This window comes from Streptomyces sp. NPDC096324 (assembly GCF_044763015.1).
Classification (GTDB): domain Bacteria; phylum Actinomycetota; class Actinomycetes; order Streptomycetales; family Streptomycetaceae; genus Streptomyces.
The window spans coordinates 316657-339356 of the sequence record NZ_JBIWFK010000005.1 but is presented as its reverse complement, the minus strand read 5'-3'; the positions used below and the strand labels follow the sequence as shown (position 1 = coordinate 339356).

Sequence of the window (22700 nt, the reverse complement as noted above, 5' to 3'; positions counted from 1 at the left end):
GGGCGTCCGCGGGATCCGTCCGGCGCCGGGACGCACGGCCCCGGCGCCGCGCCTAACGCCTGATCAGATCCTTCGCGCCGCAGGCCAGTCCGTCCCCACTGGGGTCGAGTCCCAGGGGATCGTCCTTGCCGTTGATCCTGAGCCGTCCGTAGTCGTTCTTCTTCAGCCAGGCGCAGCGGGAGGCCGTCGTCTTCTTCACCCCCTCCGGGAAGACCGTCGGCACACAGACGTTGACCGAGCCGTAGTGCCGGTCGCAGCCGGAGATCGTGGTGGACACCTTCTGCGAGGTCCGTTTCCGGTCCGCCCCGGTGACGGTTCCCGTCAGGGAGTCGGCGAAGGAGTGGACGTGCGCCGACGCGGTGTCCGCGGCGAGCGCGGAGGGGCCCTGGAGATGCACCCACTCGGCCACCGAGGGAACGCCGTTGGCGTCCACCGCGAAGAGCATGTACCAGCCGGGCGGCGCCAGGTTCGGGTTGCTCGTCACGTTGAGGTCGACGTTGTTCCCGTCCACGCTCAGCGGCAGGTCCACGAAGCGCTGGTTGGGGTCGGACGAGTGGGTGACCGCGGCGGGCCTGATCAACTCGGCCTTCACGACGGGCCGGTCGACGGTGATGCGCTGCGTGTCCCCGTACACCCACTCCTTGTCGATCACCGAAGTGATCGTCGGGCGGGGGCCCTTGAGGAGGTACGGCGGGGTGTAGATCGACACGTCGTGGTTCCACGTGCCGTTGCCCGGGTTGTCGCCGGTGGCCATCACCCGGCCGTCGGGCAGCAGGAACGCCGAGGAGTGGTACCCGCGGGCCTCCGGGTCGGCGGCCACCGGGTCGAACGTCGAGGTCGCCGGGTCGAAGATCGACGCCTCGTACACGGGATCGGCGCGGTTGTGCAGCGCTCCGCCCGTCTCCAGGACCTTGCCGTCGGGCAGCAGCACGGCGGACACGTACATCTTGCCCTGCTCGCCGGTCTGGGCGACCTTGCCGTTGCCGACGTCGACCGTGCCCTGCGGGATCTTCGGGCCCATCGTGTACGCCGGGTTCGCCGCCTTGAGGTCGATGATGTCGGTGAGCCGGTTCGCGGCCGGGTTGGAGTCGATGTTGCCGCCGCCGAGGGTGAGGACCTTCTGGTCCTGCGCGGGAGGCAGCAGCACGCTCGCGGACTGGTCGCGTTCGTCCTTGTTCCGCAGACCGGGGACCGCGGTGGTGGTGTTGGCGTCGTAGTCGTAGACCGCGGAACCCGTGCCCGGGGTGCCGTTGCCGAAGACGTGGCTGCCCGAGTAGAAGAGCCGCCCGTCCTGCATCAGGATCATCGACGGGTACAGGCCCCAGAACGACCAGGTCTGGTTGACCTGCCACAGCGGCAGCCATTGCTGCTGCGCGTTCGACCAGCGCTCGGCCGTCACCGAGCCGGACGAGTCCTCGCGCAGACCGCCGAACGAGATGATGTCGCCGTTGCCCAGCTCGGTGGCCGACGGGTACCAGTGGCCGTCGTTGAGGTCGTTCGTCCTGCTGTACGTCTCGGTGACCGGGTCGAAGAGGTACGACTCCTTGTACCCCTCGTACCCGTGCCCGCCCGCGACCGGGAAGGCCTTGTTGCCGCTGAGCACCAGCACCCGTCCGTCGGCGAGCTGGACATGCCCGGAGCAGAACATGTCCTTGGGTGTGGGGATCACCTTGTACGAGCCGGTCGCCGGGTTGTAGACCGCTGAGGTGAACGTGCCCGCGGTGAAGTTCTCCTCGCTGTTCCCGGAGCCCGCGATCAGCAGCACCTTGCCGTTGTTGAGCACGACGGAGTGCATGGAGCGGACGGGGTTCTGCGTGGGCAGGACCGTCCACCTCCCGTTCGCGCACTCGTCGGCCGTGCCCGTGCAGGTGGCCGGCGGAATCGGCTCGGAGACCTGTTCCATCGTGTAGTCGTCGGTGGTCGCCGAGCCCGTGCCGTACACGGAGACGCCCCAGGTGATCCGGTCGGTGCCCGCCGGGACGGCCGGGGTGCGCACCGTCGCCGGCGTCCAGGCCGCCGCCATGTCCAGGGTCTTGAGGTCGGTCCAGTACTGCCAGCCCGCCGTGGTGTCGTGCCGGAACAGCGTGATCGCCGCGTCGGGGGTCGTCGTCCTGTAGTAGAGCCCGAGGTCGTACTGCCGGCCCGCCGTGACGACCGGCGCGCACGCGGTGGACTCGGTGATCAGCGCCTTGCGGTCGCCGTCCACCCGGCGGGTCAGCGTGACCTTCATGGCCTTGGTGCCCGAGTGGGCGTCGGACACGGTCGCGAAGGTGAAGTCGTTGTCGCCCCAGCCGGACTTCTCCCAGCAGGACGGCATGCCGTCGGTGCCGTCGGTCTCGAAGCCCGGGTTGGTGACGAGGTTGGCGGCGGACGCGGGCTGCGGCGACACCAGCAGCAGTCCGGCGGCGAGGCCCGTCACGGCCAGCAGAGCGGTCCTCCGTCGTGGTCCCGTCCGTGGTCTCACGCCGTCCTCCCCGCCCCGCGGCTCCCACGCCCGCCGCGGCGCGGCAGATACACCAGCGCCTCGGTCCCGGCGAAGCGCAGGACGAAGGTCGTCACCAGGGCCAGGGCCGTGGCGGACAGCACGCCCATCCCGAGGTGGCGTACGAAGAGCGCGATCAGCGGGATGCGCAGCACCAGATCGGCGTTGGCGAGCAGCGCGAACCGGCCCGCCCGGTCCCAGCCCTTGCGGTGCCGTCGGCGTTCGCGGAACAGCAGATGCTCGATGAGCAGGAAGTTCCAGGCCACGCCGAGCTGGTTGGCGAGGATCTCCGCCGGTACGTAGTGCAGTCCGGCGGCGGTGAGCGCGTACAGGCCGAGCAGGTTCGGCAGGAAGCCGGTGGCGCCGATCAGCCCGAAGACCGTCATGCGGGCCACCGGCGAGGCGGTGCGCAGCCCGACGAGATGACGCAGGAACCGCAGGCCCTCCGCCGCCGACGACTTGGACTCGCCCGCGAAACGGTCCTGGAAGACGAAGGGCACCTCGGTGACCTGGCGGGGGCGGCTGCGCACGGCCAGCTCCAGCAGGATCTTGTAGCCGAGCGGCCGCAGGACCTCGGCGGTGACCGCGCTGCGCCGGATCGCGAAGAACCCGCTCATCGGGTCGCTGATGCCGCGCAGCCGGCGCGGGAAGAGCGCCTTGGTCAGCCAGGTCGCGCCGCGCGACACCGCGATCCGGTAACCGCCCGCGAGCCCTTCCCTGCTGCCGCCCTTGATGTACCGGCTGGCGACCACGAGGCCCGCGTGCGCGCGTTCCCCCGAGGCGATCAACTCCGGTATCAGGGACGGCGGATGCTGGCAGTCCCCGTCCATGACGACGATCCACTGGGAGGTCGCCGCCTTCAGTCCCTCCACCACCGCGCCGCCGAGCCCGCCCTCGGGCTCCTCGCGGTGCAGCACGCTCACCGGGAACGGGCAGTCCCGCGCGGCCTCGGCGATCACCTCGGGGGTGTCGTCCGTGGAGTCGTCCACGAAGACGACCTCGCAGGGCAGCCGCGCCGGCACCGACGCGGTGATCTGGCGCAGCAACTGCCGTATGTTCGCCGACTCGTTGAAGGTCGGCACGACGATGGTGACGGCACCGGGCTCCGGGATCCCGGCGGCGCGGACCGCCGGATCGCCCAGTGTCTGCGGGACCATGCTCTCGAAGCTGTTCATCGACTGCCTCCGGAACGGGCCGTGGTGGTGGTGCCGTTGATGTCACCGGTGTCGCCGGACCCGTCGATCCGCCGGATCTCGATGCGGTCCTCGCCCGTGCCGAAGGTGGCGACGGGAGTGGAGTGCTCGATCGCGGCCTTCACGTTCGGCAGGTCGGCCGCGTCACGCCGTACCGTCGGGGAGGCGACCACGTAGTCGAGGTCCTTCCAGCCCCGCGGCATGGTCTTCGTGACGGCGGGGTCGAGGTCGGCCTTGTAGAACCAGATGGCGCCGAGACCCGGCCGGTAGCCGTCGTGCACGAGGTCGAGCCAGAGCCCGTCGTCGACCAGGACCCGGGTGTCCCCGGGGTCCTTCACCTCGGTCCGCAGCCAGGAGGAGGCCGCCCGGTAGGGGGCGTTGGCGTCGGCCGTCACCGCGGTGCGGTCACCGTCGTACCAGCGGGGCACGACATAGGAACCCGCGGCGACCACGAGTACCGCCGCCAGTCCCCGGCGCCCCCACGTGACATGGGCGGGCTCCTGTGTCGTGCGCCGTCTGCGCAGCACGGCGTGGGCGACGCTCGCGGCGCCCCCGGCGAGGACGAGGGCGAGGAAGGGCAGGGCCTGGACGACGTACATGGCGGGCAGGTAGCCGTTCGGGCGCAGCGCCACCACGGCGAGGATCGCCACCGCGAGCGCGGGACCGGCCAGGGCGCGGGCCGTCACCGACCGGCGGAGGGTGACCAGGAGCAGCAGCGCGCCGGCGAGCCCGCCGAGCGGCAGCACCCGGTCGTAGTAGAGCCAGGAATGGAGGACGCCGTACGAGCCGGTGCCGCGTTCCAGGAGGAATCCGGAACCGGGGCGGCTCATCTGGTAGGTGATGCCCTCCCACAGCGAGACATGTCCGCCGCCGGGGAGCAACTCGCCCTTGAGCAGGGCGAAGAGCGGATACGCGGTGCCGATCAGCACGCAGGCCGTGACGGCGCCGGTGATCGCGAACTTGCGGGTGTCGCGGTGGCTGTGCCGCCACATCGTGACGAACAGCGCGGGCAGGACGACCAGCATCGTCTCCTTGGTGAGCACGGCGGCGGCGGCCGCGAGGCCCGCGCCGAAGTGGTGCCACAGGTGACGGCTCGGCGACGCGGCCAGACAGAACGCGAGCAGTGTCCACGTCACCGCGATGTTGTCGAGGAAGATCTCCCGCTGGAGCACGACCGAGAGCGGGGACAGCCCGAAGAGGACCATCGCGAGCCCCGCCGCCCAGCGCGGGAGGGACAGCCGGCGCGCGAGGACGTACAGCAGGACCGCGCTCGCCGCGCTGACCAGGAGCATCACGAAACGCATGGAGCCGACGGTCATCAGGGACGGGCTGAGGTGCGCGGGGACCCAGGTCAGCAGGGCAAGCTGGATCCAGCCGAGCGGTGGATGGTCGTACCAGTACGTGTAGTGGGCCAGGCCCTTGCCCTGCTGGACTGCCCAGGCCTGGGCGAGGTAGGTGCCCTCGTCGTCGCTGAGGGCCGGATAGGCGGCGATGTTCCAGCCCTGCACGGCGAGGATCGCCGTGAGCAGCGCCAGGCACAGGATCAGATCGGGGCGTGAGCCCCGGAGGAACGGGCCGGTGAGCCGTGCCGGGAGGTTTCCGGGCGCGGGCGGCCGCTGCGCGGGGGCCGTGGGTGTGGCCGCCGCGGGAAGGGTGGAGGTCACGCGGGAACGTCCTCTCGGATCGCCTCGGTGAGATGCGCGCCGGCGTGACTGGTCAACTCCCAGTCGTTGCGCCCCTGTTGTTCACGCCAGACGGCGCGTACGGCGGCACCCGCGAGCAGGACCTGGTAGAAGGGCCCGCCGGCGACGAGCTTCAGGTAGTGCACGGCGCGGACGCGCAGTCCGTACTGCTTGCCGAAGTCGTGCAGCCCGACGATCTCGAACACGAAGGTGACCAGGGCGGTCACGGCCGGCAGGAAGGTGATGAACGCGATCCCGACGGGCACGTCGAGGAAGAGCGCGACCGCCACGTTGAGCGGGATGATCACCCCGGTGACCGCCTGGAGGTACGGCGTCATGAGCGTGTAGCGGGCGAGCAACCTCTGCCCGAAGGTGGGCAGTTGCTTCCAGTCGCGCTTGCGGTACACCTGCAGGAAGCCCTGGTTCCAGCGGGTGCGCTGTCTGAGCAGCGACATCAGCGAACCGGGAGTCTCCTCCTTCGTCACCATGCCGGAGTCGTAGGCGACGACGACCTTCTTGCCGACGCTGGACAGCCGTACGCCCAGATCGCAGTCCTCCGCGAGGCAGTCGGGGTCCCAGCCGCCCGCCTCCCGCAGGACCCGCGTCCGCACGAAGACGGTGTTGCCGCCGAGCGGGATGAACCCCTTCTGCGCGTGCAGGTGGAGGCGCGACCGGAACCAGAAGAAGTACTCCAGGCAGTTGCGCAGGCTGTACCAGCTCGAGTGGAAGTTGATGAGCTGCACCCCGCCCTGGACGACGTCCGCCTCAGTCGTGCGAAAGGCGTGGTCGACGTGGGCGAGCAGCTCGGGATGCACCTGGTCCTCGGCGTCGAAGACCCCGACGACCTCACCGCGGCAGTGCGGCAGGGCCGTGTTCATGGCCTTCGGCTTGTTCTTCCGCTCGTGGTGGTCGACGACGACCCGCACCCGCGGGTCGCGCGCCTCCGCGCTCCGGGCCACCTCGGTGGTCTCCGGGTCGTCGTGCCCCACGATGACGATGATCTCGAAGTCCATGTGGCCGGATTCCAGCAGTCGCCGGATGGTGTGGTCGAGCACCGCCTGCTCGTGCCGCGCGGGCAGCAACAGCGAGAAGGACAGGCTCTCACCCCCGTCCGGACGGCCGAACCGGGTGGAGGCCAGCACTTCGGGCGTACGCCACGCGTGCATCTGCCACCACAGGGTGAAGGCCGCCATCCAGAAGAGCGCCAGAGAAACGGCGGCGATGAAGACAGACGTGAGCACAGATCCCCCCAGATCCCAGAACCCCCGTCGTGACAGCACGTAACGGCTGCCACGACCCCACGCAGAAGCTATGGGTGATCTGTGAAGGACACGGGTTGCCCCGATGAAGAGCGTGTTTCATCACGCTCGGTCAAATTGCCGAACAAACCTCTCTCTGGGGGCGTTTGGGCCGGTTGGGGGTTACGTGTTTCGGCCGTTCAGGACCGCGCGGAGCCGGTCGGGATCGGTCGTCGGGACGTCGCAGACGAAGTTTCGGCAGACGTACGCGGCCGGCTTCCCGTCCACCAGAGGGCGCCCGGACAGGAGCGGCAACTCGTCGCTCTCCGGAGCACCCACCGCCACGACGGCCCCCGGCGCGGTGCCCAGAAGTGCCGCACGCCGCAAGGCTGTTGTGTCCGGATCACCCGCCTCACCCACCACCGCAACCTCCCGGGGTCCGTCGAGCAGCGCCTCGGCCACCGCGAGCCCCCACCCGATGAAACGGGGCGCCCGCGGTCCGAGCGCCCTCACGACACCGAGCGCCCGCTCGGCCGCGGTGCGATGGGGCTCCGCGCCGGTCTGCGCGCTGTACGACAGCAGCGCCCCGGCCGCCGCGCTCCACCCCGAGGGCGTGGCGTTGTCGGTGGGGTCCTGCGGGCGGCGGATCAGCCGCTCCGCGTCGGCCGCCGTGTCGTACAGCGCACCCGACTCGGCGTCCGTGAACTGCGCGAGGACATGGTCGAGCAGGAACCCGGCGAACTCCAGCCAGACCCCCTCCCCGGTCACGGACGCCAGCGCGAGGAAGCCCTCGGCGACGTCCGCGTAGTCCTCCAGCACCCCCGCGTGGGCGCCGGCCCGGCCGTCCTTGCTCGTACGCACCAGCCGCGCCCGGTCGTCCATATGCAGCCGTACGAGGAGGTCGGCGGCGCCGATCGCGGCCTCCACCAGGTCGGGGCGGTCGAAGTAGGCGCCGGTCTCCGCGAGGGCGGCCACCGCGAGCCCGTTCCAGGCGGCGACCACCTTGTCGTCGCGCCCGGGGGCGGGCCGCCCGTCCCGCGCCGCGAGCAGCCGCTCCCGCACCGAGGCGAGCCTGTCCGCGTCGAAGACCTCCTCCTGCCGCGGCAACTGCAGGACGGAGGCACCCTCCTCGAAGGTGCCCTCTTCGGTGACCCCGAAGTACCGCGCCGCGAAGTCGGCGTCCGCGTCCCCGAGCACCTCACGCAGCCGCGCCGGCGTCCACACGTAGTAGGCGCCCTCGACATGCCTGCCGGTGCCGTCATCACTGTCCGCGTCGAGCGCCGAGGCGAACCCGCCCTCGACGGTCCGCAGTTCACGCACCATGAACTCCGCGGTCTCCAACGCGACCCGCCGCGCGAGCTCGGACCCGGTGGAACGCCACAGATGCGCGTAGACACGGCAGAGGAGGGCGTTATCGTAGAGCATCTTTTCGAAGTGCGGGACCACCCAGTCCCGGTCGACGGAGTAGCGGGCGAAGCCACCGCCGAGCTGATCGTAGAGACCACCGCGCGCCATCCGCTCACAGGTGTCCACGGCCATCTGCAGAGCGCCCTCGGAGCCGGTCCGCGCGTGGTGGCGCAGCAGGAACTCGATCACCATGGACGGCGGGAACTTGGGCGCGCCACCGAACCCTCCGCACGCGGCGTCGTAGTCCCGGGTGAGTCCGAGCAGCGCGCCGGCCAGCTCCTCCTCGCCCGGCACCCGGCTGTCCCCGAAGGCCATCTCCCGCTCGGCGAGATCCCGCGTGATCTTCCCCGCGACCTCGGCGACCTCGTCCCGCCTGTCGCTCCATGCGCTCGCCACGCCCTCCAGCACCTGCCGGAAGGACGCCATGCCGTGGCGGGGCTCGGGCGGGAAGTAGGTGCCGAAGTAGAACGGCTCGGCCTCCGGGGTCAGGAACACGGTCATCGGCCAGCCGCCCTGCCCGGTCGCCGCCTGCACCGCCTCCATGTAGACGGCGTCGACGTCGGGCCTCTCCTCGCGGTCGACCTTGACGCTGACGAAGTGCTCGTTCAGATAGGCGGCCGTCGCCTCGTCCTCGAAGGACTCGTGGGCCATGACATGGCACCAGTGACAGGCGCTGTACCCGACACTCAGCAGAACGGGCCGGTTGCTTCTGCGGGCCTCGTCGAAGGCCTCGGCCGACCACGGCCACCAGTCGACGGGGTTGTCGGCGTGCTGGAGCAGATACGGGGACGTCTCATGGGCCAGTCGGTTCACTCTGCCACTCTCCCACGGCGTCCGGGACGGCACGAATGATCGACGCCCCCTCGCGCTCGCGTCGTGGTCGAAGGACACTCATAGGCCAGGGAGTTGCTGCCGGAGGGGGACGTGACATGCGGGACGGCCATCGGGCGGAGGCCGAGCGGGTGTTGGTCCGGGCCGTCGAGGAGGAGGTGCGGCGCTCCGGGGGGCGTGCGGACGGGAGCGCCCTGTTGTCACGGGCGCGGGCCTCGCTCGACGCGATGGCGGAGACGGCCGCCGAGGAGTACACGGCGTACGCACGGGCGCTGGAGGAGTCCGAGGCCGGACGGCAGACCTTCGGGCAGCGGTTCGCCCGCGAGGGGTCCGGAACTCCCCTGCTGGTGGCCGCGGTCGGCGCGCTCGCGGCCGTCGTCGCCGACCTGGCCCTCGGCACCGGCGCCGGCACGGCGGTGGGCACCGGAGCGACGGTGGCCGTGGCGGGCGCGACCGCCACCGTCCTCAAGGTGACGGCCACGCACGTGCCCGCCGCGAGCCGCCGCGCCGGAGCCCTGGGGCAGCCCGGCGGCCCCGAGCAACTGCGCCTCCAGTGGCTGACGGCCCTGGAGGTACGGGGTGTCCGCCCGTTCCTCGACCAGCAGCGGGTGCTCAGCGCCACCACCGGCGCCAAGAAGGGCGCCCCCCAACTGCGGCGCACCGACAAGAGCGCCGCCGCCCGACGCCGCAACGTGCTGGAGCAGTCGTTCGGTCAGCTCCCGGAGCAGGAAGGCCCGTTCACCGGGCGCCGGAGCGAACTGTCACGGATCGCGCGGTGGGTGCACGCGGCCCGGGCGAGCACGGAGACGAAACCGACGGTCGTCGTGCTGCACGGCGCCCCCGGCTCCGGCCGCAGCACCCTCGCGGTCCGGGCGGCGCACGCCCTCAAGGACCAGTTCCGCGGCGCGTGCGTGGTCGACCTGCGGGGCGACAGCCCGGACGATGCGCCGCTCACCACCCGCGACGCGCTGCTCCACCTGCTGAACCGTCTGGGCGCCCCGCGCGAACAGCTCCTCTTCCGCGAGCGCTCCTCGCAGGACCAGCAGGTCAAACGGCTGAGCGAGCTGTACCACCAGCACCTGACGGGCCTGCCGGTCACGATCGTGCTGGACGACGCGAGCGACGCCGAGCAGGTGCGCACCCTGGTCCCCGAGCGCTCCGACAGCCTGGTCCTGGTGACCGCCCGCGAACCCCTCGACCTGCCCGTCGGCCTGGCCGCCTGGGTGCACCGGCTCCCGGTGGAGGCGCTGGACGCGGCGGGCTCCGAGGAGCTGCTGACCGCGGCGGCGCAGGACGCGTCCGGTCCGTACGACGCCGAATCCGCCGAGCGGATACGGGAGTTGTGCGGCGGTCTGCCGCTGGCCCTGCGGGTCGCGGGTTCCTCGCTCGGCCCCCGCACCCCGCGCGCCCTCGCCGGCGACCTCGCGGCCTACGGCCCGGTGGAGCCCGTGGAGCGGGTGCTGTGGCTGCGGTACACGGACCAGTCGGAGGCGGCGCGCCGGCTGCTGCGCCGCCTGGCCCTGGCCGGCCGGGCCTCGCTGGGCGCGGCCGCGGCGGCGTCCCTGCTCGCGACGGACGAACCCGAGGCCCTGCGTCATCTGACCGCGCTGTCCCGGGCGGGTCTGATCGACCACGTGCGCGGCAGCCGCTACCGCCTGCACGATCTCGTACGGACCTTCGCCGCGGCGCGTCTGCTCGACGAGGAGGAGGCCTCGGAGCGCACGGCGGCGCAGGAGCGCCTGATCGTGAACTACGCGGAGCTCGCCGATTCGGTGATCCGCCTGGTGGACGGCAAGACGTCGACGCGCGCCGACCAGTTCGGGCCGCACGGCTTCACCTCCCTGGACGCCGCGCTGCGCTGGCTGGACGACGAGTCGAGCTTCATCACGGCGGCCCTCAGACACGCGGAAGGGGTCGACCAGGCGGCGGTGCTCCATCTGCTGGGCGCCCTGTGCGACTACTGTCTGCTGCGCGGCGACCTGTACCGGCTGGGCGAGATCAGCGAGCTGACCCAGGCCGTCGACCAGGGGCTCCTGGTCCGCTCGGTGCAGTGGCGCACCGGTATCGCGGCCCGCCAGCTCGGCGAGCTGGACAAGGCGCGGACGACCCTGGCCGCGGTGGTCGACCTGTACTTCGAGGCCCATCACGACGCGGGGGCCGCGAGAGCGCTGTGCTCGCTCGGCATCACGCTGCACCACCAGGGTGGCCTCGTCGAGGCGGCGGCCAAGCTCCAGGAGGCCATGGATCTCCAGGCCGCACCGGAGCTGGCGGCCGACCGTGCCTGGACGATGCACGCGCTCGCGGCGGTGGAGCGCGACAGGTCCCGGCTCGGCCGGGCCCTCGGGCTCCTCACCGAGGCGCTGGTCCTGCACCGTGAGAGCGGGTCGGTGCACGGGGAGGCCTGGGCCCACTTCCAGCTCGGCCAGCTCGGTCTGCGGATGGGCGACGTCCCGCGCGCGGAGCGTGAGCTGCGCGCGGCACTGGATCTGTACGGCCGTACGCGCGACGCCCGCGGGGAGGCCTGGGCGCTCACCCAGCTCGCCCGCGCGCGACTCGTCGAGGGCGACCCGTCCGCCGCGGTCGACGGCCTGCGCCAGGCGGCCTCCCGGCACCGCGAGAACGAGGACGCGCGCGGCGAGGCCTGGACGGTCTACTACCTGGGCCAGTCCCTGGAGGAGACCGGCAGCCTGGACCAGGCGGTGCGGGAGCTGGAGCGTTCCCGGACGATGTTCTCGCGCATGCGGGACGTCTACGGGCTGGCCTGCGCCCGCCACCACTCGGCCCGTGTGACCCGCGACCAGCGCGCCGCGCAGACGGGCTCGCTGCGGAACTCGGGTTTCGCCCGCCAGCTCCTGGTCGACGCCCGCGCGGACTTCCAGCGCATCGGGGTCGCTCACGGCGAGGCGTGGACCTGCCTGGAGCTGGCCGTCGTCGACGCAGGCAACGCCCGTACGCAGCAGGCGCTGGCCCTGTGCGAGGAGGCCGTCGGCCTCTTCACCTCGTACGGCGACCGCCGCGGGGAGGACTGGGCCCGCTTCCTGCGCTGCACGCTGCTCCCCTACGCGGCGCCGGGCGGCCACGAGGTGGGCGCCGCGGTGGCCGTGGAGGAGCTGTCGCAGCTCGGGCGGGCGGGTCACGCCACCCGCGACGGCCGGCTGGACGACTTCATCGAGGCGTACCGGCTGCTGCTGGAGCGGGGAGTGGACCTGGACGCCGGGTGGCAGGCCTGGCGCCTGGGCATGGTGCCGGGACGGCACGCCCGCGACGTGATGGGCGTGCCTGTGACGTGATGGGCGAGCCCGTGACGTGATGGGCATGCCCATGACGACGTGACGCGGCGGCGGCCTCCCCGCCCCGGCGACGTGAGGCGGCGGGCCTGCCGACCCCGGCAACGCGAGACGGCGGCCTCCCGGCCCTGGCGACGTGAGACGGCGGCCTGCCGACCGCGGCAACGCGAGACAGCAGCCTCCCGGCCCCGGCGCCATGAGACGGCGGCCTCCGCGCCCAGGCAACGCGAGACGGCGGCCCGCCGACCCCGGCAACGCGAGGCGGGCGGCCCTGCGGGCACATGGCGAAGCCCGGTGTGCGCCCGAAGGGCCTCACACCGGGAGTCCGGTCATGGCTGCTCGCCGCCGGTCAGGCCGGTGGCGCCGGTCGGGCCCGTGGCCGGGGCTCCCGCGGGCGGCCCGCCAGGCCCCGCGCGGGCGCCCGCTCAGCCCTTGGCGGGAGCGGTCTTCCCGCCGGATCCGGAGCCGTCGGCGGACACCGACTCGTTCTCGGGGTCCTGCTCGAAGGAGACCTTGCCCATGTGCTTGCTCATGGACTTCATCAGACCCCAGACGGCCAGGGCCATCACCGCGAAGACGATGAAGCCGAGGACGCCGGGGGTGACCTTGTTCTCGTCGACCTCCTTGGCGAGGGGGACGAGGTGCGTCAGTGCCAGGCTTGCGCTCATGTCAGGCATTGTCGCGGATGCCCGCAAAGAGGTCGTCCTCGGGGAGGGATGTGTCCACGAGGGACTTCGCGAGCTCGTACTCCTCGGTCGGCCAGACCTCCCGCTGGATGTCCATGGGGACCTTGAACCAGCCGCCGTCGGGGTCGATCTGCGTGGCGTGCGCGATCAGCGCCTTGTCACGGATCTCGAAGAAGTCCGCGCACGGAACGTGCGTGGTCAGCGTGCGCTCGGTGCGCTCGAACTCGCTCCAGCGCTTGAGCCAGTCCCCGTAGGGCGACTCCATGCCGCGGTCCAGGAGCGCGTGGTGCAGCGCCTCGGTGCGCGGGCGGTTGAAGCCCTGGTTGTAGTAGAGCTTCCGCGGCCGGTAGGCCGGGCCGAACTCGGACTCCGGGTACTTCTCGGTGTCCGTGGCGCCCTCGAAGGCCACCATCGAGATCTTGTGGGTCATGATGTGGTCGGGGTGCGGGTAGCCACCGTTCTCGTCGTACGTGGTGATCACCTGCGGGCGGAACGAGCGGATCTGCTTGACCAGCTCGCCGGCCGCCTTGTCGACGTCCTCCAGGGCGAAGCAGCCCTCGGGCAGCGGGGGCAGCGGGTCGCCCTCGGGAAGGCCCGAGTCGACGAAGCCGAGCCACTCCTGCTTGACGCCGAGGATCTCGCGGGCCTCGTCCATCTCCTTCTTGCGTACCTCGTGGATGTGCTCCTCGATGTACTTGTCGCCCTGCAGCTTGGGATTGAGGATGGAGCCGCGCTCCCCGCCCGTGCAGGTCACGACCAGCACGTCCACCCCCTCGGACACGTACTTCGCCATGGTGGCCGCACCCTTGCTCGACTCGTCGTCGGGGTGGGCGTGCACGGCCATCAGTCGCAGCTGGTCAGTCAAGACTCAATCCTCGGTCGGTCGGCTGTCGCCTGGGTAGGTCGGCTGTCGGCGCCCGGCGTGAATCCGCGCTGTGGGCGGCTTCTATAGTGACGGAATCGGGGGGCGAATAATTCCGGGGTCCCCTCTCACGGACCCGGCCGAGAGGACGATCATGAGTACGTCGAGCACGCGGCTGCCCGAGGGCCGGTACGGCCGCTCCGCGGACGAGCGGGCCGACCGGAAGCTCAGGATCATCGGCGGCGTCCTGGGGGTCGCCCTGATCGGCGTGGTCGGCTGGTTCGGCTACGACTACATCGCCGGGTCCAAGATCAGCGCACAGGTGATCACCTTCAAGGCGGTCTCGGACCGCGCGGTCGAGGTGCACCTGGAGGTGCACAAGGACGCCGGTACGAAGGGCTACTGCACCCTGCGTTCGCAGGACGCCGACGGCCTCGAGGTGGGCCGCGCGGACTTCCGCTTCGACCAGGACTCCTCCCGCCTCGACAAGGTGGTCACCCTGCGGACGACGGCCCGGGGCACCACGGCGGAACTCCTCGGCTGTCACGCGGGCTGAGCGGCACCGCCGGGCCGGAACCACTCAGGGCGACCGGCGGCCTACTGGGGGCTGACCAGCGTTGATGCAATTCTGATGTCTTATGTCCTCCCCTCGGAGCCGCTGAATTGTTAGGCTCGTGGTTTCGCCCACCCGTGAGAGAACATGCTTCTGGGTAGGGCGATGCTTTGTATTCCCAGTACCTACGAGGAGCACCTGTGACCCAGACCAGTGAGAACGTCACCTGGCTGACCCAGGAGGCGTACAACCAGCTCAGGGCCGAGCTGGAGTACCTGTCTGGTCCCGCGCGCACGGAGATCACCGCCAAGATCGCGGCCGCGCGCGAGGAGGGCGACCTGCGCGAGAACGGCGGGTACCACGCGGCCAAGGAAGAGCAGGGCAAGCAGGAGCTCCGTGTGCGCCAGCTGACCCAGCTCCTGGAGAAGGCCAAGGTCGGCGAGGCTCCCGCGGCGGACGGCGTGGTCGCGCCGGGCATGGTCGTCACCATCGCCTTCGACGGCGACGAGGACGACACCCTGGACTTCCTGCTCGCCTCGCGTGAATACGCGAGCTCCGACATCGAGACGTACTCGCCGCAGTCCCCGCTGGGCTCCGGGGTGACCGGCAAGAAGGTCGGCGAGGACGCCCAGTACGAGCTGCCGAACGGCAAGCTCGCCTCGGTGAAGATCCTCAAGGCCGTGCCCTATCAGGGCTGAGCCCAGGACCGGCGACGACGATGCCCCCGGCAGCACGCCGGGGGCATCGTCATATCCACGTATCCGCGCCGGTCAGGGCAGGGGCGTCACGCCGTCGCCGAGCGGTACTTGCGGACGGCGAGCGTCCGGAAGATCACCACGATCAGGACCGAGTAGATCACCGAGGCCCAGACGGGGTGCTGCATGGGCCAGGCGTCGGACGTCGACACACCCGGGTTGGCGAACAGCACCCGGCACGCCTGGACGGTGGCGCTGAACGGGTTCCAGTCGGCGACGTGCCGCAGCCAGGGGGTCATGTTGCTGGTGTCCACGAACGCGTTCGAGATGAACGTGACCGGGAACAGCCAGATCAGCCCGCCGGACGTGGCGGCCTCGGGTGTCCGCACGGACAGGCCGATGAGCGCGCCGATCCAGGTGAACGCGTACCCGAGCAGGAGCAGCAGCCCGAAGGCCCCGATGACGCGGAACGCGTCGGTGCTGCCGTTCGAGCCGACCCGCCAGCCGACCAGGACGGCGACGACCGCGAGGACCAGCAGGGTCAGCGCGGTCTGCACGAGGTCGGCCAGGGTGCGGCCGGTCAGCACCGCGCCCCGCGCCATGGGCAGCGACCGGAAGCGGTCGATCAGACCCTTGTGCATGTCGTCGGCGATACCCGCGCCGGCGCCCGCGGTCGCGAAGGTGACCGTCTGAGCGAAGATGCCGGCCATCAGGAAGTTCGTGTAGTCGGTGGCGCTGGTGCTGCCGCCGATCTTCATGGACCCGCCGAAGACGTACGTGAACAGGACCACGAACATGATCGGCTGGATCAGTCCGAAGATGACCATCTCCGGGATCCTGGACATTCTGATCAGGTTCCGCTTGGCGATGACCAGGGAGTCCCGGACGGACTGGTAGACCGGGTTCGAGGGTGCCGTGACCCGCACGGCGTCGCTGACGGCGCTCACTTCACGGCCTCTTTCGTGCTCGTGTCGGTCCGGGCGTCCTTGCCCTTGGCGCCCCGGCCGTCCGCCCGGCCGTCGCCCTCCTCGGTCTTCTCCTCGGCCACATGGCCGGTGAGCGACAGGAAGACGTCGTCCAGGGTGGGACGGCGCAGGCCGATGTCGTCGATCTCGATGCCGCGGCCGTCCAGCTCGCGGATCACCTCCGCGAGGAGCTTCGCGCCGCCGGTGACGGGCACGGTGAGCTTGCGGGTGTGTTCCTCGACCGTCGTCTCGCCCTTGCCGAAGCCGTGCAGCACCTCGGAGGCGGTCGCGATGTGCTCGCGATCGTGCACGACGACCTCGACGCGCTCGCCGCCGGTCTGCGCCTTGAGCTCGTCGGCGGTGCCGCGGGCGATGACGCGGCCGTGGTCGACGACGCAGATGTCGTGCGCGAGGTGGTCGGCCTCTTCGAGGTACTGGGTGGTCAGCAGCAGGGTCGTACCGCCGGAGACGAGCTGCTTGATGACGTCCCAGAGCTGCTGGCGGTTGCGCGGGTCGAGTCCGGTCGTGGGCTCGTCCATGAACATCACCGGGGGCGACACGACCAGGGCCGCCGCGAGGTCGAGACGGCGTCGCATGCCGCCCGAGTAGGTCTTCGCGGTGCGGTCGGCGGCGTCGGCGAGGTTGAACTGCTCCAGAAGCTCGTCCGCGCGGACCTTCGCGGCCTTCGCGCGCATCTGGTAGAGCTGTCCGACCATCTGGAGGTTCTCGCGGCCGGTCAGGTATTCGTCGACCGCCGCGAACTGCCCGGAGAGGCCGACCCTGCGCCGTACCGCGTCGGGGTCCTTGAGCACGTCGACGCCCGCGACGACGGCCTTGCCGCTGTCGGGGCGCAACAGGGTCGTCAGACAGCGGACCGCGGTCGTCTTGCCCGCGCCGTTCGGCCCGAGCAGGCCGAGCACGGTGCCTTCCGGGACATCGAGGTCGACGCCGTCCAGAGCCCTTACGTCACCGAAGGTCTTCACCAGGCCTTCGGCGTAGATGGCGCCTGGCATGAGTGTTCTCCACGTCGTTGGGGATTTTGGGATGTGCGGTGCTTTCGGATGTGCGTGTACTGGGGACTTGCGCACGACGAGAAAGTCATCGGCCCGGCCCCCGTCGGCGCCGATCCGCGAACCCACCGTAACGCGATGTATCGCGTCACTCAACGGAATTTCCCGAAGCGGGACGACCGGGCCCCCGCGGGCTGCCGCGCCCTCAGTCGATGACCGTGTACCCCGCCTCGCGCAGCGCCGCGTTCACCTCGGCGCGGTGCTCGTGCCCCTTCGTCTCCAGGTGCAGCTCGACCTCCACCTCCGTGAGCCCGAGCCGTGGATCGGTCCGTACGTGGCTCACGTCGAGGACGTTAGCGTCCGCCACTGACAACACCCCGAGAAGCGTGGCCAGGGCACCGGGCCGGTCGGTGAGCCGCAGCGTGACCGCCAGGTAGCGGCCGCCCGCCGCCATGCCGTGCCGCAGGATGCGCTGCATCAGCAGCGGATCCACGTTCCCGCCCGACAACAGCGCCACGACCGGGCCCTCGAAGGTGCCGGGGTCGCGCAGCAGCGCCGCGACGGAGCTCGCGCCCGCCGGTTCGACGACCAGCTTGGCGCGCTCCAGGCACAGCAGCAGCGCGCTGGACAGATCGTTCTCGGAGACCGTACGGACCTCGTCGACCAGCTCCTCGACCAGGCGGAACGGCACGTCGCCGGGGCGGCCGACCTTGATGCCGTCGGCCATCGTCGCCGGGTTCTCGACCGACACCGGCCGCCCCGCCGCGAGCGAGGGCGGATACGCCGCCGCGCCCTCCGCCTGCACCCCGATGATCCGGACGTCGGGGCGCAGCGACTTCACGGCGACGGCCACGCCCGCCGCGAGCCCGCCGCCGCCGATCCCGAGGACGATCGTGCGCACCTCCGGGCACTGCTCCAGGATCTCCAGGCCGACCGTGCCCTGCCCCGCGATGATGTCGGGGTGGTCGAAGGGGTGGATGAACACCGCGCCCGTCCGCTGCGCGTACTCCTGCGCGGCGGCCAGGGTCTCGTCGACCACCTGCCCGTGCAGCCTCACCTCGGCGCCGTAGTCGCGGGTGGCCGCCACCTTGGGCAGCGGGGCGCCGTTCGGCATGAACACGGTGGACCGCACACCGAGCAGCGCGGAGGCGAGGGCGACGCCCTGCGCGTGGTTGCCGGCGCTCGCGGCGACGACGCCCGCGGCACGCTCCTCCGGGAGCAGGCCCGCGATCCGCACGTACGCGCCGCGCAGCTTGAACGATCCCGTCCGCTGGAGGTTCTCGCACTTGAACTGCACCGGTGCGCCCACGAGCTGGGACAGGTACCTGCTGCCCTCCATCGCGGTCACCCGCGCCACACCCGACAGCATCTTCTGCGCGCCGCGCACGTCGTCGAGCGTCACACTGGGAAAGGAGTCAGCCCTGCTGTAGCTCATGACCGTCAGTCTCGCAGTTCACGCGGGCGCACTCCCGTGGTGACCACGCTCCGAGACTCGGTTTGCGCAGCGCCGGTACGGCCCGCGCCCCGGCCGCGTAACCTGTCCCCCAACCCAGCTCCCCACGCATGAATTGAGCCCCCGGCCATGCCCACTACACCAGAGATGTCGATGGACATGACGACCGTCGGTGACACCGGTCTTCTCGAAGCCCTTCAGCACGAGGTCGCGGTCTTCGCGCGCCGTGCGGAACAGACCCGGCTCGGCGGGGTGGGGCAGGTGCGCAACTCCATGGACCGGGCCGCCTACCTCCTGCTCAACCGTCTCGACAAGGAAGGCCCGATGGGCGTCAAGGCGCTCGCGGCGAGCATGGGGATCGACTCCTCGACGGTCACCCGGCAGGTCGCCCCGCTGGTCGACACCGGGCTCGTCAAGCGCACCTCGCACCCCGAGGACGGGCGTGCCGTGGTGCTCCAGCTCTCGCCGCGCGGCCAGTCCCGGCTGGACGAAGTGCGCACGTCCCGGCGTCAGTTGATGGCCGAGCTGACACACGATTGGGCGCCGGAGGAGCGTGAGGTGTTCTGCGCGCTCCTCACTCGCTTCAACGGCGCGCTCTCCGCCCGCCAGGCGGCCCAGGGAATGCCGTCACCGGAGACCGAACCGGCCTCCTGAGCCGGGCCCCGGGGAAGCTGGTGGGCCGCACCCCGGACCGGGCGACAGGCCGCACCCGGGGCCGGGCGGCGGGCCGCGCCCAGGACAGGCCGTCGGCCGCGCAGGTGGCGGGCAGCCGGCCGGGGCCGCCGCCCCCGGGCGCCCGCCGCCCCGCACGCACGCGTGCATGTGCTCCGGACTCTTGACCAAAAGGCGCCACCTGGCCTCATATGAGACCAGGTCCTCGTCGTACGGGGTGCGACGGGTCGCACGCGGCCGAGGGCCTTCTCAGGGTCACCCTCAGGCGGGAGGCATGGTGCGAGAACGGCGTGCCTCCCAAGGCGTTCGCCGGGCCCGGGAGTTCGAGGCCTTCGTGGCGGGCGCGGCGGGGCGGCTGCTGCACACCGCCACGCTGCTCACCGCCGAGCCCCGGGACGCCAACCCGCGCGCGCGGCATCTGCTGACGCAGGCCCTGGCCCATACGTACGCCTCCTGGGACCGGCTGCACGGCGAGGACCCTTACGACAGCGCCCGCCGGCAACTGGCCGCGCGCTTCCAGCGCACCGCCTGGCACCAGTACGGGAGCTTCGGGCGGCGGCGCACCTCCCCGGACCACGTCCTGGCCGCCCTCACGCCCCAGGAACGGCTGATCCTCGTCCTCAGGCTGTACGAGGGGGTCGCCGAGGAACAGGCGGCGGCCCTGCTCGGGCTTCCCGCGGAACGGGTGGGGGCGATCTGCGCCCGCGCCATGGCGACGCTGCTGCACCCGCCCCGCGACCCGGCACCGGCCCTGGAGGTGGCGCCGTCATGAACCTGTCGGAGCGCGAGGCGGCCGTGCGGCGAATGCTGGAGCAGGCACCTCCGCCCGTGGTGCCGCCGGACCTGTACGGCGAGGTCGTACGCCGCGGACGGCGTGTGCAGCGCCGCGGGAGGGCGGTGCGGCGGCTGCTGTGGCTGGCGCTGCTGGCCGCGGCCGTCGTCTTCGCCGTCTGGGCGGTGACGGCCCGTCCCTGGGTGGAGCCGCCGTCGGACACGACTCCACCGCTGACGGGCTGGTGACCCGGCCCCGCCGACGGACCGGGTGAGCGGGGCTCCGCCACTGACGGGCCGGTGACCCTATGCCACTGCCCGCGGGCCGGTGGTACGGCGCGCGGGCAGTGGTGGCGAGTCCGGGCAGGCGGTGACGGCGGGCCGGTGAGGGCCCGGGAGCCGCCGCCCCCGGCTCAGCCCAGGGCCTGCTGCAGGTCCTGGAGCAGGTCGTCGATGTTCTCGATGCCGACGGAGATGCGGACGAGGTCGGCGGGGACCTCCAGCGCCGAACCGGCGACCGACGCGTGCGTCATGCGTCCCGGGTGCTCGATCAGGGACTCCACCCCGCCGAGCGACTCACCGAGCGTGAACACCTTGGCGCGGTTGCAGACCTCGACGGCCGCCTCCTCGCCGCCCTCGACCTGGAAGGAGACCATGCCGCCGAACGCCTTCATCTGCTTGGCGGCGATCTCGTGACCGGGGTGCTCCGGGAGGCCCGGGTACAGGACACGCGTCACGCGCGCGTGCCGGGTGAGCATGTCGGCGATCCGGCCGGCGTTCTCGCTGTGCCGGTCCATGCGCACGGAGAGTGTCTTGGTGCCGCGCAGCACCAGCCAGGAGTCGAAGGGCCCGGCGACCGCGCCCATCGCGTTCTGGTGGTACGCCAGCTCCTCGCCGAGTTCCTGGTCGCCGGTGATCAGGGCGCCGCCCACGACGTCCGAGTGGCCGCCCATGTACTTGGTCAGGGAGTGCACGACGACGTCCGCGCCGAGCGCGAGCGGCTGCTGGAGGTAGGGGGTCGCGAAGGTGTTGTCGACGACGAGCCGGGCTCCCGCCTCGCGCGCGATCTGCGCGATCACGGCGATGTCGGTGATGCCGAGGAGGGGGTTGGAGGGCGTCTCGACCCAGATCGCCTTGGTCTTCGGGGTCAGTGCGGCCCGTACCGACTCGGGGTCGCTGGTGTCGGCCACCGACCACTCGACGCCCCACCGGGACACGACCTTGGCGAAGAGCCGGAAGGTGCCGCCGTACGCGTCGTTGGGGATCACCACGTGGTCACCGGGGCTGAGCAGCGTACGCAGCAGGCAGTCCTCGGCCGCGAGACCCGACGCGAAGGCGAGCCCGCGGCGGCCGCCCTCCAGTGCTGCGAGGTTCTCCTCCAGTGCGGTCCTGGTGGGGTTGGCGCTGCGGCTGTACTCGTATCCGCCGCGCAGGCCGCCGACGCCGTCCTGCTTGTAGGTCGAGACCTGGTAGATCGGCGGGACGACCGCTCCGGTGAGGGGATCGGCGGTGTTGCCCGCGTGGATCGCGAGCGTCTCGAAATGCTGACTGATGTGCCTGTCGCTCATGAGTCCCGAGCCTAGTGCTCCTTACGCGTTCGTGACGGCGTACACCCGGGGACCGGAGCGGACCTTCGCGCAGAGCGTGACGCGTACACCCGGGGACCGGAGCGGACCTTCGCGCAGAGCGTGACGGACCGGGTTGGCCAATTGTCGGACCCGTCTGGTTCGCTGGAGGCATGCAGATTCTCTGGGTCCTGATGGCGCTGGCCATGTTCAGCGTGGTCCTGCTGCCGGTGTTCCGGCGCAGGCGCACCGGTATACAGCTCGTCACGCCCGGTGACCCGGACGCCGCGGACCCGGCGAACTACGGCTTCCTGCGTCAGGAGGAGCTGGACATCCGCATGCCGGGACCGGACGCGGATCTGCTGAACGTCCTGGACGTGGTGCAGCGGACCCAGGACTACCGGGCAGCCTCGCAGCTCCTGGCCGGCACGGAGACCGAGGGCGAGGCCCGCTGGCAGCGGGTGCAGGCCTTCGCGGGCGCCGCTTCGCTGGAGCTCCAGCAGCGGCCCGGCGGGGTCAGCGAGACGCCCGGCGGACAGTGGCTGCGGGTGTGGCGTGCCGAGGCCCCCAAGGACGCGGGCGGCGCCGCGGTGCACGCCGAGTTCCTGGTGCAGCAGGCCTGGCGGACCTCGACGCCGGGGACCGACGACTTCCGGATCATCATGGAGGAGGCGCGGTCCGCCTGCGGCGACGCGGCGCTGCTGTCCCCCGGTGACCCGATCCCGTACATCATCGAACTGTCGGTGGCGCGTGGACTCGGCTACTCCCAGCCGGAGTTCGAGAAGCTCTGGCTGAAGATCCTGGACCGCGCACCCGCCCACATGGGCGCGCATCTGGCGGCCCTGCACTACTGGTGCGAGAAGTGGCACGGCTCGCGGGAGACGGCGTACGCCTTCGCGGAGGCCGCGGCGGCACGCGCGCCGGAGGGCTCCCTCCTCGCGGCGATGCCGCTGTTCGCGGTCTTCGAGCACCTGCCCGAGGTGAACCTGGTCCGCAGCTTCTATCAGAGCGAGGTCGTGACCAAGTCCGTCCACGGCGCGCTGTACGCGGTCCACGCCGCCCGCCCCGGCGACCCGATGCTCGCCCACGTCCGCCATTTGCTGGTCTGCTTCCTGGTCCGCGGCGAGCGCTGGTCCGAGGCGATGGGCCAGTTGGTGCACGTGGACGGCCACGTCGGCGCCCTGCCCTGGACCCTGAGCCAGGACCCGGCCGCGGACTACGCGATATACCGCGCGCTGGCGGTCGCCGGGTACGAGGCCAACGGCGGCAGCCCGGCGACACTGGCGCACTGAGGGCGGCCCGCGAGGCGAGGGCGGCTCACCCCGGCGCCGGGCCGGGAATTCGGTTG

At 71.5% G+C, this 22700-nt stretch carries 18 protein-coding genes; 7 read left to right on the top strand and 11 right to left on the bottom strand.

Annotated elements, in window-relative coordinates; genetic code table 11:
• Positions 1-52: 52 nt before the first annotated feature.
• From ACIQ7M_RS15600 to ACIQ7M_RS15580, 5 genes are all read right to left on the bottom strand, one after another.
• Entirely contained in the window at positions 53-2317 is a 2265-nt protein-coding gene (locus tag ACIQ7M_RS15600; protein WP_403644568.1) for a galactose oxidase-like domain-containing protein, read from the bottom strand.
• 143 nt (positions 2318-2460) lie between these two features.
• Positions 2461-3657 (bottom strand): glycosyltransferase, encoded by a 1197-nt coding sequence (locus tag ACIQ7M_RS15595; RefSeq protein WP_403644047.1) that lies wholly within the window; start codon positions 3655-3657, stop codon positions 2461-2463.
• Positions 3654-5339 carry an ArnT family glycosyltransferase gene (locus tag ACIQ7M_RS15590; RefSeq protein WP_403644044.1) on the bottom strand — a complete coding sequence of 562 codons (1686 nt, stop codon included), beginning with the start codon at positions 5337-5339 and terminating at the stop codon, positions 3654-3656. Before ACIQ7M_RS15590 ends, ACIQ7M_RS15595 begins: the two co-directional genes overlap by 4 nt.
• Positions 5336-6598 (bottom strand): glycosyltransferase, encoded by a 1263-nt coding sequence (locus ACIQ7M_RS15585; protein ID WP_403644041.1) that lies wholly within the window; start codon positions 6596-6598, stop codon positions 5336-5338. The genes ACIQ7M_RS15590 and ACIQ7M_RS15585 overlap by 4 nt, the downstream gene beginning before the upstream one ends.
• Positions 6599-6778: 180 nt before the next feature.
• The gene (locus tag ACIQ7M_RS15580) at positions 6779-8815 is read right to left on the bottom strand and encodes a thioredoxin domain-containing protein (RefSeq protein WP_403644038.1); all 2037 of its coding nucleotides are present in this window, start codon (positions 8813-8815) and stop codon (positions 6779-6781) included.
• A gap of 116 nt (positions 8816-8931) precedes the next feature.
• Here ACIQ7M_RS15580 and ACIQ7M_RS15575 point away from each other — a divergent pair, with 116 nt between their 5' ends.
• The gene (locus ACIQ7M_RS15575) at positions 8932-12123 is read left to right on the top strand and encodes an AAA family ATPase (RefSeq protein WP_403644035.1); all 3192 of its coding nucleotides are present in this window, start codon (positions 8932-8934) and stop codon (positions 12121-12123) included.
• A 422-nt stretch (positions 12124-12545) separates the two neighbouring features.
• Here the strand turns inward: ACIQ7M_RS15575 and ACIQ7M_RS15570 are convergent, their stop codons facing one another.
• Both ACIQ7M_RS15570 and mca read right to left on the bottom strand, forming a co-directional pair.
• Complete coding sequence (locus ACIQ7M_RS15570) at positions 12546-12788, bottom strand: hypothetical protein (RefSeq protein ID WP_386982708.1); 243 nt, start codon at positions 12786-12788, stop codon at positions 12546-12548.
• Between the two features lies 1 nt (position 12789).
• The gene (mca, locus tag ACIQ7M_RS15565) at positions 12790-13671 is read right to left on the bottom strand and encodes a mycothiol conjugate amidase Mca (protein ID WP_355763515.1); all 882 of its coding nucleotides are present in this window, start codon (positions 13669-13671) and stop codon (positions 12790-12792) included.
• A 151-nt stretch (positions 13672-13822) separates the two neighbouring features.
• On the opposite strand from mca, the gene ACIQ7M_RS15560 reads away from it, so the two are divergent.
• Positions 13823-14224, top strand: a complete 402-nt coding sequence (locus ACIQ7M_RS15560) for a DUF4307 domain-containing protein (RefSeq protein ID WP_386982704.1) — start codon at positions 13823-13825, stop codon at positions 14222-14224.
• Positions 14225-14421: 197 nt separating this feature from the next.
• On the top strand, positions 14422-14919 hold the full coding sequence (gene greA, locus ACIQ7M_RS15555; RefSeq protein WP_403644030.1) for a transcription elongation factor GreA: 498 nt from the start codon (positions 14422-14424) through the stop codon (positions 14917-14919).
• Positions 14920-15005: 86 nt separating this feature from the next.
• Here the strand turns inward: greA and ACIQ7M_RS15550 are convergent, their stop codons facing one another.
• From ACIQ7M_RS15550 to ilvA, 3 genes are all read right to left on the bottom strand, one after another.
• Positions 15006-15863: an ABC transporter permease gene (locus ACIQ7M_RS15550; RefSeq protein ID WP_355763506.1), complete on the bottom strand. Its 858-nt coding sequence runs from the start codon at positions 15861-15863 to the stop codon at positions 15006-15008.
• Positions 15860-16894: an ATP-binding cassette domain-containing protein gene (locus ACIQ7M_RS15545; RefSeq protein WP_403644026.1), complete on the bottom strand. Its 1035-nt coding sequence runs from the start codon at positions 16892-16894 to the stop codon at positions 15860-15862. The genes ACIQ7M_RS15550 and ACIQ7M_RS15545 overlap by 4 nt, the downstream gene beginning before the upstream one ends.
• Positions 16895-17096: 202 nt before the next feature.
• Positions 17097-18326: a threonine ammonia-lyase gene (gene ilvA / locus ACIQ7M_RS15540; protein WP_386982700.1), complete on the bottom strand. Its 1230-nt coding sequence runs from the start codon at positions 18324-18326 to the stop codon at positions 17097-17099.
• A gap of 165 nt (positions 18327-18491) precedes the next feature.
• Here ilvA and ACIQ7M_RS15535 point away from each other — a divergent pair, with 165 nt between their 5' ends.
• From ACIQ7M_RS15535 to ACIQ7M_RS15525, 3 genes are all read left to right on the top strand, one after another.
• Positions 18492-18998: a MarR family winged helix-turn-helix transcriptional regulator gene (locus ACIQ7M_RS15535; RefSeq protein ID WP_386982745.1), complete on the top strand. Its 507-nt coding sequence runs from the start codon at positions 18492-18494 to the stop codon at positions 18996-18998.
• A gap of 295 nt (positions 18999-19293) precedes the next feature.
• A complete protein-coding gene (locus ACIQ7M_RS15530; protein WP_355763553.1) occupies positions 19294-19788 on the top strand; it encodes a sigma factor-like helix-turn-helix DNA-binding protein in 495 nt (164 codons plus the stop codon).
• Positions 19785-20036 carry a hypothetical protein gene (locus ACIQ7M_RS15525; protein WP_403644022.1) on the top strand — a complete coding sequence of 84 codons (252 nt, stop codon included), beginning with the start codon at positions 19785-19787 and terminating at the stop codon, positions 20034-20036. The genes ACIQ7M_RS15530 and ACIQ7M_RS15525 overlap by 4 nt, the downstream gene beginning before the upstream one ends.
• A gap of 164 nt (positions 20037-20200) precedes the next feature.
• Here ACIQ7M_RS15525 and ACIQ7M_RS15520 read toward each other — a convergent pair whose 3' ends face one another.
• Positions 20201-21355 (bottom strand): cystathionine gamma-synthase, encoded by a 1155-nt coding sequence (locus tag ACIQ7M_RS15520; RefSeq protein WP_355763496.1) that lies wholly within the window; start codon positions 21353-21355, stop codon positions 20201-20203.
• Positions 21356-21525: 170 nt separating this feature from the next.
• Here ACIQ7M_RS15520 and ACIQ7M_RS15515 point away from each other — a divergent pair, with 170 nt between their 5' ends.
• On the top strand, positions 21526-22644 hold the full coding sequence (locus ACIQ7M_RS15515; RefSeq protein ID WP_403644018.1) for a hypothetical protein: 1119 nt from the start codon (positions 21526-21528) through the stop codon (positions 22642-22644).
• The last annotated feature ends 56 nt before the right edge of the window (positions 22645-22700 follow it).

Excerpts from the sequence above, each read along its gene's own strand:
- ACIQ7M_RS15570 (WP_386982708.1), bottom strand. The coding sequence starts at position 12,788 with ATGAGCGCAAGCCTGGCACTGACGCACCTCGTCCCCCTCGCCAAGGAG.
- ACIQ7M_RS15575 (WP_403644035.1), top strand. The coding sequence starts at position 8,932 with ATGCGGGACGGCCATCGGGCGGAGGCCGAGCGGGTGTTGGTCCGGGCC.
- ACIQ7M_RS15595 (WP_403644047.1), bottom strand. The coding sequence starts at position 3,657 with ATGAACAGCTTCGAGAGCATGGTCCCGCAGACACTGGGCGATCCGGCG.
- ACIQ7M_RS15560 (WP_386982704.1), top strand. The coding sequence starts at position 13,823 with ATGAGTACGTCGAGCACGCGGCTGCCCGAGGGCCGGTACGGCCGCTCC.
- ACIQ7M_RS15600 (WP_403644568.1), bottom strand. The coding sequence starts at position 2,317 with ATGCCGTCCTGCTGGGAGAAGTCCGGCTGGGGCGACAACGACTTCACC.
- ACIQ7M_RS15545 (WP_403644026.1), bottom strand. The coding sequence starts at position 16,894 with ATGCCAGGCGCCATCTACGCCGAAGGCCTGGTGAAGACCTTCGGTGAC.
- ACIQ7M_RS15515 (WP_403644018.1), top strand. The coding sequence starts at position 21,526 with ATGCAGATTCTCTGGGTCCTGATGGCGCTGGCCATGTTCAGCGTGGTC.
- ilvA (WP_386982700.1), bottom strand. The coding sequence starts at position 18,326 with ATGAGCTACAGCAGGGCTGACTCCTTTCCCAGTGTGACGCTCGACGAC.
- ACIQ7M_RS15525 (WP_403644022.1), top strand. The coding sequence starts at position 19,785 with ATGAACCTGTCGGAGCGCGAGGCGGCCGTGCGGCGAATGCTGGAGCAG.
- ACIQ7M_RS15535 (WP_386982745.1), top strand. The coding sequence starts at position 18,492 with ATGTCGATGGACATGACGACCGTCGGTGACACCGGTCTTCTCGAAGCC.
- ACIQ7M_RS15520 (WP_355763496.1), bottom strand. The coding sequence starts at position 21,355 with ATGAGCGACAGGCACATCAGTCAGCATTTCGAGACGCTCGCGATCCAC.